The organism is Phaeodactylibacter sp. (assembly GCF_022763345.1).
Lineage (GTDB): Bacteria > Bacteroidota > Bacteroidia > Chitinophagales > Saprospiraceae > Phaeodactylibacter.
Genome location: NZ_JALEGS010000018.1, coordinates 109,137 through 122,239 on the forward strand (window position 1 = coordinate 109,137; position 13,103 = coordinate 122,239).

A 13,103-nucleotide genomic window follows, 5' to 3' on the forward strand; every position below is an offset into this window, starting at 1 on the left:
AATGCCCCGCAGGGCATAAGTATGGATGTTCTCAATCTTGATAAGCGCTGCTGTCTTTCAGCAAAGGGAAAGCGTAGCGCCGCCTGATGTCCACCGGGTGTCGGGTGGATTTATTTGAATCGTAAGAACCTGGCTTGTTTAGTTGGTTTACTAACTTGAAGTGTTTATCCAGGCTGAAGCGCAAATACGGCACAATGGTGCGCTTTTGCACTTCTGATCAGGTCGTCTAGTGTGGAAACAGGCACAAATATAAGATTTATCCTATATTTATTTTCCTGAAAGCAGCGGAAATTGAAAATATTAACACCATTATTTCCACAACGGCCGGCCCGCTATTTCTTGTGGCCCTTTACATAGCCCTGCTCCCGGAGTTTCCGTTGGTACAATTCTTCCCGGGCTTGTGCATTACGCGGGTCGGTGATGTCCGTTTTCTGACCAGCATTTTGGTGCTCCCGGTTGATCTTCCGGCCCAGCAGTCCGATGTTGCTCTGCATAGTGGCTTCTGTTTCCTGATTGGTTTCTTCAATCAGCGCTTCCATATCGGCTTCTCCAATGTATTGCCCGCTGCGCAGTTTTTTGCGGGCAATCTCCTTAGCCACCTCATGGCCGACTTCCTCTTCGTAGAAATTGCGCCAGGCTTTTGTACCCGTCTCAGGTGCCCGTGCAGTGGGTGTTTCTGTACGTTGCCCTTTATTCTGACGATGAACGATCTTTGCAGTCACTTCATCAGCGACTTCCTGTACGCGGGAGGCGTCTTCGGGTTGTTGCAGCAAGATTTCGGTCACAGCTTCGTCCTCAGCTTCCAGGTTGAAATGCTGCAGATTGCTCATCAATTGCTGTTCAGAATGGCGGGAGTAGCGGCCCAGGCCCTGCGCCCAGCGCTGACTGTTGGCGGAGTATTTGAAATAGCGGCTCAGGGCGTCCCGGGGCACTTCCTGCTTGAGGCGGGAAAGTGGAGCGGTTACCTTCTCCTGAAAAGCCTCCCAGGAATCAATGCGCTGCCCACGTTTCAGTTCTTCTATGCCGTAAGCCAGAGCGATACCAGCGGGAACACCATTCTCCAGCGCCTGCTTACGGGCCGTAGCCGCGAACTGATCAAGGAAATTGTCGATGTCTGTGGCAGAAAGGCCTTCCCGGGCCGGGGCTGTTGCTTCCCGGGCAGCAGAGCGCCGGTAGTGTTCACGCGTGCGGGGTGGAGCGTAATCGGTATGCCCTTCTTCTGCCCGTTCGGCAGTGCGGGGCAGCATGCTGCTTTCATAGGCATTACCGGCGGGCTTGTCCCCCATAATGACTTTGACGCCAGCCTTGTCGAGCGCGCCGATGAGCAGGATAAGGGCAAAGGTGGCCCCCAATAATTTGAGCAGGCTGCTAAGGCTGCTGTTATTTCGGTATTGATTACTCATGATGTTGGTGTTGATGCGTGAAAAAATTATTCGAAAGCCTTAAGCAGGGCGAGGTCAAAACGCCATAGCTCGTAGGTCTCGATGAGATAAGTGATTTTTTTATGGTAAGTGGGGCTTGTGGCGTAGCCGGCCATCTTCAGCCCGGCGGCACAGGCGGCGTAGTAAGGGACGCGGGTGTCCCCGTCAAAAAATTCGGCAGCTGCGATACCGGAACGATGGTAAAAAGCGGCTGCCGCCTCCCGGATGTCGTGTTCCTGCCCCGGCGGATAAGCAGCCCAAATCCAGGCGTAGCAGCCGGTATGCCCGAAGGTGCAGTCACGTGTAAGCAACTGCGTATGCCGGGCGTAGCTGTCACCAACGGCTTCGTAGGTCTCGAACCGGTCGTAGGTATTATCGTCGTGGAAGCGCCAGGCACCGATGGCCGGGGCTACCGGGATGAACTCATGATTGTGGAGGTCGGCGTAGCGGCGCTCGCGGATTTTTCGGCGGGCCTGGGCGTTGGGGCGGGCTTTGATGCCAAAGTGGTTGTTGGTGTTGCGCGCGAGGCCGGATTGACCAGCCCGGGATTCCAGCAGTGCCTGTGCCAGTTTGACGCTTGCGGGTACCTGGTGCAGCAGCATATCGCGCAAGGCGCTTTCCGCATGTTGGTCGATGTACTGAGTAAAGACTTCCGCCTGCCGCATTTTGGATTTGGAGAAGCGCAGCTTGCGCAGGATATCATCTGCATTCCAGGCGCGGGCGATTTGGGGCAGTTGTCCGCTTAAATCCCCACCAACCGCCTGGAAGTCGCCCGTTTCGTACCGTTCCAGCGCCAGTCCGGAGAGCCCGCCTATAGCCTGTAGCCCCTGCCGGTAGTTGCCGGTGATTTCCCGGATAACGGGAAGTTCTGATACCTCGTCCCAGCGGTTCTGATAGACATACAACCCTGTAATCACAGCTCCAGCGAAGAGCAGAGTGAGCATAATACCGTGCGTGATTTCAAATATCCCGGCCAGGAACTGACGGAGCATAGGCTTTTTGATTGTGGGCGCAAAGATACTTTAGTAGAAGCGGACTACCAATTGTTTAACATCTGGCAAGGGGGTAATTCGCTGATAAACAGGTTGTTTTACGAAAACAGGCGACAAGTGTTTCGTTGAGGAGCTGGATATGTTTTGAAATAGAGTATACGTATCTTGCGTTCTTTTGAAAAGCAATCAGAATGAAGCGTCTTCAGATCCTCTTTTTTATAATCAGCATCTCCTTTGCTCTCCCCGCCCAAACGCCCCTCACCAAGCCCCTCGTAGACACCGCTGCCCTGACCGGCATGGCCACCCGCTGGAACGATAGCTTTGCCGAATGGGACATCTTCACTACCGAATCGGAGAGCCGGGGCGAATTGCGCCTGACGTCCGTGGCACAGGACGACTGGAGCCGCTGGCAGTACCGCATCGGGGAGGGCGTAGGCACCATCCGGCAAAAGTGGCCTGACAACCCCAACGAGTGGGAAGCCCGGGGCGATAATGCCATCGCTACGGCAAGGACCATTTTTCGCAATAACTTTCGGGAATGGCGGGTCACCGATGGCACGCACACCGTCACCCTGCGCACCCGCTATCAGAACCTGGCGGAGGACTGGGCGATCGGGAGCGAACGCCACGGCTGGTTTGAGATGTACACCGCTTACGAGGGGGACCTGCGGGACTGGATTGTGGTGGATGAACTGTCGGACGAAGTACCTTTGCCGATGCGGATGTTGCTGGGATTTTTAGTGGTGTACCACAGTACGCCGAAGTTATAGTTCCACACCGCTGTAGATGGCTTCCATGCTCAGGCTGCCGTTGATGGCGCCAAGCGCTACTTCCTGCCCGAGCCCGGTGAAGACCACAATCTGCCACAAGTCTCCTTTTCGCCGGTACACTTCCACTGTATACGATTGACTGTCAATAAACACATACTCCTGAAGGGAACTCAATTGGCGATACCGGTGAAATTTCCCGCCCCGGTCGTAACTTTCGGTGGAAGGCGATAACACCTCTGCAATTAGGATGGGGTTGGCAATGGCTTCTGCGGGCTCCGATACCGTATTCAGGGGCGGGCAGGCAATGGAGGCATCGGGATAAACGTAGGCGTTGACGGCTTGGATATGGATGCGCACTTCACTATTGAAAGCCTGACAAGGATTTGCTCCTTTAGTGAGCGCTGATCTTAACTCTGCAAAGACATTACCACAAATGATACCCTGATGAAGACTTCCACCGGCAAGGGCGTAGACTTCACCATTGTAAAACTCCAGCCTCTCAGGCGCTTGCTCATCCAGGACCAGGTAATCGGGAAAGGATACGGTTGTCAATTTACGAGCTTCTGTTCAGTCAAAATACACCTATTCTCTCACTTTCGCAACTGTCGCACTAATCGCCGGAGCCCTTGCCTTTCCAGCATCGCAAGGAAGGACAAATAGCCCAGCAGTAAAACCGTATTCAGCGCCAGCCCGGCAGCAAAGCCTGGTGTGTAGGACTTTTGCAACAGCAAGCTTAGCACGTAGGTGGCGATTGCGCCCAGTATGTATAGCGCCATTCGGCCCACCGGATAGTGGATGGGATAATACCGCTGCCCGGTAAGGTAACTAGCTGCAGCCATGAAACTGTAGCAGGTCAAAGCAGCCAATCCCGGTGCCAGGTAGCCGTACCGGGGGATGAGCCAGACATTCAGCCCAATTGTGATCACAGAGCCGGCAGTGGCAATGTACCCGCCGATAATGGTCCGGTCCGCGAGTTTGTACCAGATGCTGAAGTTGTAGTAGAGCCCGAGAAAAAGGTAGGCCATCAGCAGGAATGGCACTACAGCGAGACCGCCCCGCAGGTCAGCTCCGAGGTAGTACTGAATGATGTCCATGTACAGCATAATGCCCACGAAGGCCAGGCAGCCCACGAGGGTGAAGCCCTGCCCCACCTGCGCATAGAGCGTACTCTTGTCTTCCCGGGCGGCATTGCGGAAGAAGAAAGGCTCGGCGGCGTAGTTGAAGGCCTGGGTGAAGAGGTTCATCAGCACGGCCAGTTTGGCGGCAGCCCCGTACAGGCCGACCTGAGCGATATTGTAGTCCATATCATCAGAAGCGAGTTCCTTCAGCAGGGGGATGCCCACAAACTGATTGACAATACCGGCGACGCCCACCACGATGAGCGGGGCAGCGTACCGGAGCATCCGCTTCCAAAGACCGGCTTCAAAGGTCCATTGTGCCTTAAGCAGCAAGGGCGCCAAAAAAAGCAGGACCGACCCGCTGGCCAGCAGGTTGGACAGAAAGACGTAGCCGATTTCCCGCTCAGGATTGTACAGCCAGCCAGCCCATTCGTACCCTTGCTCCAGGAGCCAGGGGCAGATTTTGAGGAAGAAAAAAATGAAGAAAATATTCACGAGGATATTCAGCGTCTTGATCACCGCAAAGCGGATGGGACGGTTTTCCAGGCGCAGGCGCGCAAAGGGAATGGCTGCCAGGGCATCAAAAGCAATGATGAGCGCAAACCAGCGGACGTACTCCGGGCGGTCGGGGTAGTGCAGCCAACGGGCGATGTCCGGGGCAAAGACCAGGAAAAGCACCGTCAGCACCGCCGTGGAAGCCAACAGGCTGATGGCAGCCGTCGAAAAGCTGCGCTCCATATCCGATTCTTTGCTGCCAAAGCGGAAGAAGGCCGTCTCCATCCGGTAGGTGTAAATGACGAGGAGGAGAGCGGCCCAGGCGTAGAGGTCCGTCACCACACCGTATTCCTGCGTCGTGAAGTAGTACGTCAGGAAGGGCGTCAGGATGACGAAGTGCAGCAAGCGGCTCAGAATGCTGCTCGTACCGTAGATGGCGGTCTCACCTGCCAGTTTTTTGAGTAGGGACACGGGCGACGGCTTATGATGATGCCTGCAAAGCTAGTGATTTTCATGGGATGATCATGCGATGGCCAACCAACGGCTGTTTTTCCCGTTTCAAGCGTATGAATAAGAAACGCATACCACCCAAACCCGGTCAGGAAAGCGTCTGGGACTACCCCCGGCCGCCTAAGTTGGAACCGGTCTCTGCTCACATCACCATCAAACACCAGGGCGAGGTCATCGCCTCGACTAACCGGGCTTACCGGGTGCTGGAAACCAGCCATCCGCCAGTGTATTACCTGCCGCCGGAAGATATTAAAGAAGGGGTGCTGAAACAATCTCCGATGTTTCAAACCCACTGCGAGTTCAAAGGCAAAGCGCGGTACTGGGACCTAAAGATTGGCGAAAGCAGCGTTCAGCAGGTGGCCTGGAGCTATCCAGACCCCCGGCCGGCCTTTGCGCCCATCAAAGGCTACCTGGCTTTCTACCCCAGCAAAGTAGACGAGTGCTACGTTGGCGATGAGCGGGTGCAGGCACAGGAAGGCGACTTCTACGGCGGGTGGATTACTTCCAAAATTGTAGGCCCGTTCAAAGGCGGCCCCGGCACCTGGGGCTGGTAGTGCCCAACAAAAAATACCCGTCCGGCCAGCACCTCTATGAATTCCTATAGAAAGGGCAGCGCAGCAGGCGGTATCTTTGGTGTCTAATCATTCCCCAAGAACTGATGAAGACACTATTGAGCACCGTTTTTTGCCTGATCGTTTTGTCGGCCTCTGCCCAGCTGACCCTGGAGCGCGACATCAATCAGGAGCCTGCCAGCTCGGACCCCCGCGACTTTGCAGAACTCGAAGGCAAGATTTACTTTACCGCTGACGATGGGCAGTTTGGCCGGGAGCTACACCGGTACGACCCGGCTGAGGGTTCCAGCATACTTATTGCAGACATCAGCCCCCTTGATGGCAGCAGCAATATTTCCCAACTATTAGCCTACGATGGGCGGCTCTACTTTGGAGCCCGCTCCGGTGGCGGGGATTCCTATCTTTATGAATACGATCCGGCGACGGACTCGCTGAGGCGTGTGTTCGATACTATGAACGACCTGATCAGGAACCCCGCCAACCTTATGGCATACGAGGGGTGGCTCTATTTCTCTTTTGAAGACCCTGTGGCGGGTTTCGAGCTGGGCCGCCTTAATCTGGCCACCAAAGAATTAATAGTGCAGGACCTCAATCCCGGTGGCAGCAGCTCCCCTAATTTCTTCAATGTAGTGGGCGATCACATCTGGTTTACTGCCAATGACGAGGTCAGCGATAGCCGGTTGTGGCGGCTTGACCCGGTGAGCGGGATAGTGGAGAACATCGCCTACGAAAGCCCCAACGGTCTTTACCCCAGCATCAACCTGCTGACCCACATGGACGGGCGTTTGTTTTTCCGAGGCTTCGTGTCGGGTATGGGTGATGAATTCTATGCGTACGACATCGCCAGCAATACCCTGCTGGACTTGCCGGAGATTTACACCGGACCGGCAAGTAGCAGCCCATTTGGGTTTACGGCGTATGAGGGCGATCTTTACTTCTCCGCCCGTGACCTGGCCTGGGGCACGGAGCTGCGCCGTTTCAATACGCAAACTGATCAGGTAGAGCTTGTGACCGACCTCAACCCGGATGGCAATGCCTCCCCGGCTGGTTTCACGGCATTCGACGGGCAGTTGTACTTCGTTGCCGGGCAGGACCTCAGCAGCCGCTACCTGTATGCGTACGACAAGAGCACTGATATGGTGTCAGAAATCGCTCAGTTAGACGGAGATGGCGTTCCTACTTATATAACCATCGAATACCATACCGGTAACACCCTCTACCTTTCCGGGCTTCATCCTGAGGTAGGCGATGAACTACTCACCTATACCGCTGGCAGTACGGAAATTGAGGTCGCTGCCGATATCAATACCACCACCATCGGCTCCGACCCCCACGGCTTTACCGCTTACAACGGTAAACTGTATTTCGGTGCAGATGAGGCCAACAGCGGGCGGGAGATTTGGGTGTACAACCCTGCGAGCGGTGCCACCGAGCTTCTTTCCGATACCCCGGGCAGCCTGCGGCCCGATAATTTTGCAGTACAGGCTGGGAAGCTCTATTTTTCGGGCATTCACCCGGATAGCGGCTACGGGTTATTGAGCTATGACGATGCTACCGGTCAGATTGCAGCCACTGCCTTTTCCACCCCCAGCCATACGGGGCATATCACAGATGTAGTCGCCTACGACGGGCGGGTGTTTTTTAAAGCTTACAACGAGGAACTAGGCGATGAACTTCACGCTTACGATCCGGCAACCAATACTTTCGAAGTCATAGCTGACCTCTACCCCGGCGAAGAAGACGCTAACCCGGAAGGGCTGATCGTTTGTGCGGGTGCGCTCTACTTTCGGGCAGAGGATGGCGTGTCGGGCTACGAACTATGGCGTTACCAAAGCGATACGGATGCCGTGGAGCTTGTTGTCGATATCCGGCCAGGGGCTCCTGATGGGAGCCCGGAAGACATCGTTGAAAAGGATGGGGTGCTCTACTTTCGGGCCAATCATCCGGACGCCGGCTTTGAGCTGTTCCGTTACGATCCGGCAACAGATGAGATAGCGCTGCTTACGGATGTTAGCGGGAATTTATACCCCGAGTACATCACTTTTTATCAGGACAAGATTTACTTCTCCGGCCGCCTCAGCAGCAGTCAGGGTACAGAGCTGCTCGTGTTCGACCCGGCAACGGGCGAGGTGAACCTCACTCAGGACATCACCTCCGGCTCAAGCAATCCCAGAGACTTGGTCGTCTTCAATGATAAGCTGTATTGCTCCGCTTATACGGAGGAGTACGGGCGCGAATTTTGGGAATACGATGCCGCTGACAGTACCTTCGCAATTATTGCCGACATACGGCCGGGGGTACGCGATGGTGATCCTACCTCATTTACGCTTTTCAACGACAAGCTCTACTTCGCCGCCAATGACGGGCTGCGCGGGAGTGAAATCTGGAGCCTCGCGGCCTGCCTCAACATCGTAGTGGATGCTCTGCCGCAGGTGGACGACACCCTGGGCGGCATTGATCTGATCGTGACCGGTGGGTTACCCCCCTACACCTTTGATTGGAGCACAGGGGCCACCACGGAAGACCTCCTAGACCTGCCAGCCGGTACTTACACGGTGACGGTTACGGATGCTTCGGGTTGTTTATCGGAAGTTACGGCAGAAATAGATTTTCTGAGCAGTACGACTGAAATGGGGCATATGCCTGACTTTCAGCTTTTCCCAAATCCGGGAGAGGGCACCTTTGAGCTGCGTTTTGAGGAAGCTGGTCAGGTCTCCCTGTTTAATCAGAACGGGCAATTGTTGCACGATGAACACCTGCCCGGCAGCACAGGCAGCCACACACTCCATCTGCACCACCTGCCAGCAGGGCTGTACTATTTGTCAGTACGCACCCGGTATGGCATTCAAATGAAGAAATTGGTTATTGCAAGATAAGGAGGGTAGCGGGCGTGGAAGAAGATTACTGCTAACAGTCGGTTCCATGCCCGTCCTCTCTTTTTGGCTAATTGTACGTTGCAGGGCTTAAAAGAAAGCCCCTGCACCCTTTTATTCTTTGAAGTGATTGATAATCCCACCCTTCAGCAAGACCTCCACCTGACGCCCACTCAGGCTATGCCGGCAGGCGATATCCGTATTTTTCGTGAGGTTGCGGATGTGTATGTCATCGCCTGACTGAATCGACTCACGGGCAGAAGTTACGGCGAGCATGTCTCCCTGCCCGATTTTTTCGTAGTCTTCAGGGTTGATAAATTCCAGCGGAAGAATGCCGAAGTTGACCAGGTTCTGCCAGCCAATCCGGGCATAACTTTTAGCAATTACCGCCAGCTGCCCCAGGTATTTAGGTGCGAGTGCAGCATGCTCCCGGCTGGAGCCCTGTGCATAATTCTCACCAGCTACCACGATGTGCCCCGGATGGGCAGCCTGGGCATCTTTTGCCCGTTCATAAAAAGAGTCATCAAGTACGATATAGCTGTACTTGCTAATCTCCGGGATATTGCTCCTCAAGGGCAGCACTTCTGCTCCGGCTTTTAGGATTTCATCAGTGGAAATATTGTCGTCCATTTTCAGCAGCACGGGCGCATCGTAGGCATTCGGGTAGGGGTCGAAGGTGGGCAGGGACTTGATGTTGGGCCCTTTGACCAAATCAGTGCCCTGTCCGTTTTGGGAGGGGGCGACCAGCATCTGCTCGTTGATGATCTGCTGATCCGGAGCTTTATATTTCGGATAAGTAATCCCCAAATCTTTTTCCAGGTCTCTGGGGTCGGTGATCTGGCCTGTCAGTGCGGCAGCGGCGGCCGTCTCCGGGCTACAGAGGTACACCTGGTCATCGAGGGTGCCCGATCGGCCCGGAAAGTTGCGGGGCATAGTCCTCAGGCTGATTTTTCCGCTGGCTGGTGCCTGCCCCATCCCGATACAGCCCATACAGCCCGACTGATGAAAGCGGGCCCCAGCGTGCAGGAGGTTGAAGAAACCATCGGTGCGCGACAGGTTCTCCGTAAGTTGCCGGGAAGTAGGGTTGATATCAAAAGACACATCGGGATGCGCCATACGGCCTTTTACAATTTCGGAAACCACCCAGAAGTCGCGTAGCCCCGGATTAGCACTCGAACCAATCACCACCTGATGTACCGATTGACCAGCCACTTCACGTACCGGCGCTACATTGCCCGGGCTGCTGGGCTTGGCGATCAGGGGTTCCAGTCCGGAAAGATCAATGACCTCATGGGCATCGTACCTGGCATCTGCATCGGCTTTCAGCTCCGAGAAGTCCTCCTCCCGGCCCTGCGCACGCAGAAAACGCTTGATCTCTTCATCCGCCGGAAAAACAGAAGTCGTAGCCCCCAACTCTGTACCCATGTTAGCGATGACATGGCGATCCATAGCCGAGAGGGATTTCAGCCCTTCTCCATAGTACTCCAGGATGTAGCCTACGCCCCCCTTGACATCATAGCGGCGCAGCATTTCCAGGATGACATCTTTGGCGCTCACCCAGTCCGGCAACTGCCCTTTGAGCTCCACGCCCATCACCTTTGGCATTTTGACGAAGTAAGGCTTACCTGCCACAGCGGCCGCTACGTCCAGCCCTCCGGTACCGATGGCCAGCATGCCCAGGGCGCCGGCGGCAGGCGTATGGCTGTCGGAGCCTACCATGGTTTTGCCAGGTTTGCCAAAGCGTTCCATGTGCACCGGGTGACTGACCCCATTGCCGGGCCGGCTAAACCAGTAACCGTATTTTTCAGCAGCGGATTGCAGAAAGAGGTGGTCATCGGCATTTTTGTGGTCGCCTTGCAGCAGATTGTGGTCCACGTACTGTACAGCGACCTCCGTTTGGGCTTTGTCGAGCCCCATGGCTTCCAGTTCCAGCATCACGAGCGTGCCTGTGGCATCCTGTTGCAGTGCCTGGTCGATTTTCAGGCCAATTTCCGTGCCGGGTTTCATTTCACCTTCAACGAGGTGGGCGTCAATCAGTTTTTGCGCGACATTCATAGGAGCGTTGGTTTTGGTGCGCCTTTTGAACGAATCTGCCGGGTAGAGGTTCGAGTGCAGGGTGCAGGCAGGCAGGTCAGACACCGCTTTTGGATTTTTTAGGGCGGTGAATCCCTCACCTGAGTACGGTGTCCATTGCCTGAGTTGGGCAGATCGCAACTTTGGGGGGAGACAGTAAAAGTCAAAACATGACAGAAAGGTAACTATTCAGCATACATGGAAAAACAAGCAGAAAATGCCCTGTTTTGCCCCATCCCTGAAGGGAGCCAGTACATTTTCTGGCTTTGCACCCTTTGCTCCGTCGCCAAAGCGGCTATGGCGCATAGGAGATAGGGTTCGGGCAAACAAAGGCAGAAAAATGTGATTTACAAACTATGCGGAGTAGTTAGATAAAAAGAGCATTGACCTTGCTTTTTTTATGTTTGTAAGCTTCCATTGCTTTCAAATCATCCATTAAATCCTCTACCTCATATTTGATATTGATGTTCCTTTTGGACAGCTCTTTCTGGAAGGTTATTTGGTCAATACTGGCAAAGTTGCGGGCTTGTCCCATAGTCATTTTGCCCAGGTCGTAAAAATGAGTAGCCATCTCAATTAGGAATTCTTGTGGAGTCATGTTGAGCTCCTGAAGCATTTTTGAGGAAATTTGTATACCCATACTATTGAAAATAAGCTTTCAGAATACATGAATAACACATGCTGCAGTCTTGTAGTTCCCGATATTAACCCCCACCCTCCTGCCGCAGACTCCGGTGCACAAAAGCCGACCATTCCGCAAAACGCTTGCCCTTCATTACGCGGGGGAATTTGTTCTGCCCACCAAGCTTACCCTTAGCCGCCTGCCAGTCGTAGAAGCGCTGAATAGGCAGGATTTCCACCCTGATCCCGAGCAGACTGTCACGCTCTGTTTTGTAATCATCATTGACCTGCTTCAGGGCCTCGTCGAGGATGCGGGTGACTTGCTCCTTATCCACTTCCCGCTCTGTGCCAATGTACCAATGGTGCAAAAACCGGTTGCCTTCCTGCACGGGGGCCACCGTAAACTCCCGCACGCTCAGGTCGAGGGCTTCTTCCACAGCTTGTATGCCCTGATTCATATTGTCTACTGAGAGGTGCTCTCCGCAGATGCTGAGGAAGTGCTTGGTCCGCCCGCTGATGATGATCTCAGGCTTGCCTGCTTCCGGAAAGCGTACGGTATCCCCAATGAGGTAACGCCAGGCACCGGCACAGGTGGTAAGGAGGAGGGCATAATCTACCCCGGGCTCCACTTCTGCAATAGTCAGGGTCTGTGGGTTGCCCAGTAGTTGGCCATCTTCGTCGAAGTTGCTGCTGTTGAAGGGGATAAACTCAAAGAAGATGCCGTTGTGCAGCAACAAGCGCATGGCATTGGTCTCCGGCCGTTGTTGATAGGCGATAAAGCCTTCGCTGGCCAGGTAGGAGTCCATGTAGATGAGCGGGCGGTCGAGCAGGCGCTCAAAGCCCTTTTTCAGCGGCTCAAAAGCAATGCCGCCGTGGACACAGACTTCCAGGTTAGGCCAGATATCGTGGATGGTATCCAATTGATGGTCCTCAATAATGCGCTCCATCATAAGCTGTAGCCAGGAAGGAATGCCCACGAGAAAGCCGATATCCCAGTCCGGTGCATGGCGGGAGATCTCCGCAATCTTCTCATCCCAGCTTTTGATGCGTGATATTTTGCCCCCCGGTTTGTAGTAAGGGCGCAGCCAAAACGGCGGCTGACTGGCATTGATACCGCTGAGGTCGCCCCGGAAGTAACCGCCCTGATTGTCCAGGTCGCTGCTGCCGCCCAGCATCAGCATAGGCTTGGTGAAGAGGTCAGGGTCAACATCAAAGTTGGTCAGGGCGAAGAACATCCGGAGGCCGGCGTGCTTCATGGACCGGCGCATGTCGTCCGTGACCGGAATGTGCTTGCTTGGTGCCCCGGAGGTGCCGGAACTGAGTGCAAAGTGCGTCACCTTGCCCGGCCAGCTTACATCTTCCACCTCGCGCAGGGCCATATGCCACCATTGCTCGTACATGGTATCGTAATCAAAAATGGGCACCTTTTCCCGAAAGGTGTCAATGCAGTGCTCGTCCTGCAGAATATCTTTGAAATCGTAATACTGCCCGAAGGCAGTACCCTGAGCCTGCTTCAGCAGACGGCGAAGGGTGCGCCTTTGCAGTTGAATGGGCGCGGCGCGGCGCCGTTTCTGCAATTGTTCGCCTACAGTAAGACTGCGCTTGATGAGTTTTCCGAAAAAAGCCATGGACGTTTCGAGTTTTGGGGTTGTAAACTA

General features: G+C 54.6%; 10 protein-coding genes. 3 read left to right on the forward strand and 7 right to left on the reverse strand.

Features of this window, described 5'->3' with window-relative positions; translation table 11 throughout:
- Positions 1-332 precede the first annotated feature (332 nt).
- Both MRY86_RS04635 and MRY86_RS04640 read right to left on the reverse strand, forming a co-directional pair.
- The gene (locus MRY86_RS04635) at positions 333-1,403 is read right to left on the reverse strand and encodes a hypothetical protein (RefSeq protein WP_293571036.1); all 1,071 of its coding nucleotides are present in this window, start codon (positions 1,401-1,403) and stop codon (positions 333-335) included.
- 26 nt (positions 1,404-1,429) lie between these two features.
- Positions 1,430-2,413 (reverse strand): glucosaminidase domain-containing protein, encoded by a 984-nt coding sequence (locus tag MRY86_RS04640; protein ID WP_293563002.1) that lies wholly within the window; start codon positions 2,411-2,413, stop codon positions 1,430-1,432.
- 191 nt (positions 2,414-2,604) lie between these two features.
- Between MRY86_RS04640 and MRY86_RS04645 the strand changes: the two genes are divergently transcribed.
- Positions 2,605-3,183, forward strand: a complete 579-nt coding sequence (locus tag MRY86_RS04645) for a hypothetical protein (RefSeq protein WP_293563001.1) — start codon at positions 2,605-2,607, stop codon at positions 3,181-3,183.
- Here MRY86_RS04645 and MRY86_RS04650 read toward each other — a convergent pair.
- Together MRY86_RS04650 and MRY86_RS04655 are read right to left on the reverse strand one after the other, a co-directional pair.
- Entirely contained in the window at positions 3,178-3,735 is a 558-nt protein-coding gene (locus MRY86_RS04650; protein ID WP_293563000.1) for a Uma2 family endonuclease, read from the reverse strand. The genes MRY86_RS04645 and MRY86_RS04650 overlap by 6 nt on opposite strands.
- 38 nt (positions 3,736-3,773) lie before the next feature.
- A complete protein-coding gene (locus tag MRY86_RS04655) occupies positions 3,774-5,267 on the reverse strand; it encodes an oligosaccharide flippase family protein (protein WP_293562999.1) in 1,494 nt (497 codons plus the stop codon).
- A 95-nt stretch (positions 5,268-5,362) separates the two neighbouring features.
- On the opposite strand from MRY86_RS04655, the gene MRY86_RS04660 reads away from it, so the two are divergent.
- A complete protein-coding gene (locus tag MRY86_RS04660) occupies positions 5,363-5,860 on the forward strand; it encodes a DUF427 domain-containing protein (RefSeq protein WP_293562998.1) in 498 nt (165 codons plus the stop codon).
- A gap of 104 nt (positions 5,861-5,964) precedes the next feature.
- Positions 5,965-8,754, forward strand: coding sequence for a T9SS type A sorting domain-containing protein (locus MRY86_RS04665; RefSeq protein WP_293562997.1), 2,790 nt, complete (start codon positions 5,965-5,967; stop codon positions 8,752-8,754).
- A 111-nt stretch (positions 8,755-8,865) separates the two neighbouring features.
- Here MRY86_RS04665 and MRY86_RS04670 read toward each other — a convergent pair whose 3' ends face one another.
- The 3 genes from MRY86_RS04670 to MRY86_RS04680 form a co-directional block, all read right to left on the reverse strand.
- Complete coding sequence (locus MRY86_RS04670) at positions 8,866-10,806, reverse strand: aconitate hydratase (protein ID WP_293562996.1); 1,941 nt, start codon at positions 10,804-10,806, stop codon at positions 8,866-8,868.
- A gap of 385 nt (positions 10,807-11,191) precedes the next feature.
- On the reverse strand, positions 11,192-11,464 hold the full coding sequence (locus MRY86_RS04675; protein WP_293562995.1) for a UPF0175 family protein: 273 nt from the start codon (positions 11,462-11,464) through the stop codon (positions 11,192-11,194).
- Positions 11,465-11,528: 64 nt separating this feature from the next.
- A complete protein-coding gene (locus tag MRY86_RS04680) occupies positions 11,529-13,073 on the reverse strand; it encodes a GH3 auxin-responsive promoter family protein (protein WP_293562994.1) in 1,545 nt (514 codons plus the stop codon).
- Positions 13,074-13,103: the final 30 nt, after the last annotated feature.

Excerpts from the sequence above, each read along its gene's own strand:
- MRY86_RS04635 (WP_293571036.1), bottom strand. The coding sequence starts at position 1,403 with ATGAGTAATCAATACCGAAATAACAGCAGCCTTAGCAGCCTGCTCAAA.
- MRY86_RS04640 (WP_293563002.1), bottom strand. The coding sequence starts at position 2,413 with ATGCTCCGTCAGTTCCTGGCCGGGATATTTGAAATCACGCACGGTATT.
- MRY86_RS04645 (WP_293563001.1), top strand. The coding sequence starts at position 2,605 with ATGAAGCGTCTTCAGATCCTCTTTTTTATAATCAGCATCTCCTTTGCT.
- MRY86_RS04660 (WP_293562998.1), top strand. The coding sequence starts at position 5,363 with ATGAATAAGAAACGCATACCACCCAAACCCGGTCAGGAAAGCGTCTGG.
- MRY86_RS04665 (WP_293562997.1), top strand. The coding sequence starts at position 5,965 with ATGAAGACACTATTGAGCACCGTTTTTTGCCTGATCGTTTTGTCGGCC.
- MRY86_RS04670 (WP_293562996.1), bottom strand. The coding sequence starts at position 10,806 with ATGAATGTCGCGCAAAAACTGATTGACGCCCACCTCGTTGAAGGTGAA.
- MRY86_RS04675 (WP_293562995.1), bottom strand. The coding sequence starts at position 11,464 with ATGGGTATACAAATTTCCTCAAAAATGCTTCAGGAGCTCAACATGACT.
- MRY86_RS04680 (WP_293562994.1), bottom strand. The coding sequence starts at position 13,073 with ATGGCTTTTTTCGGAAAACTCATCAAGCGCAGTCTTACTGTAGGCGAA.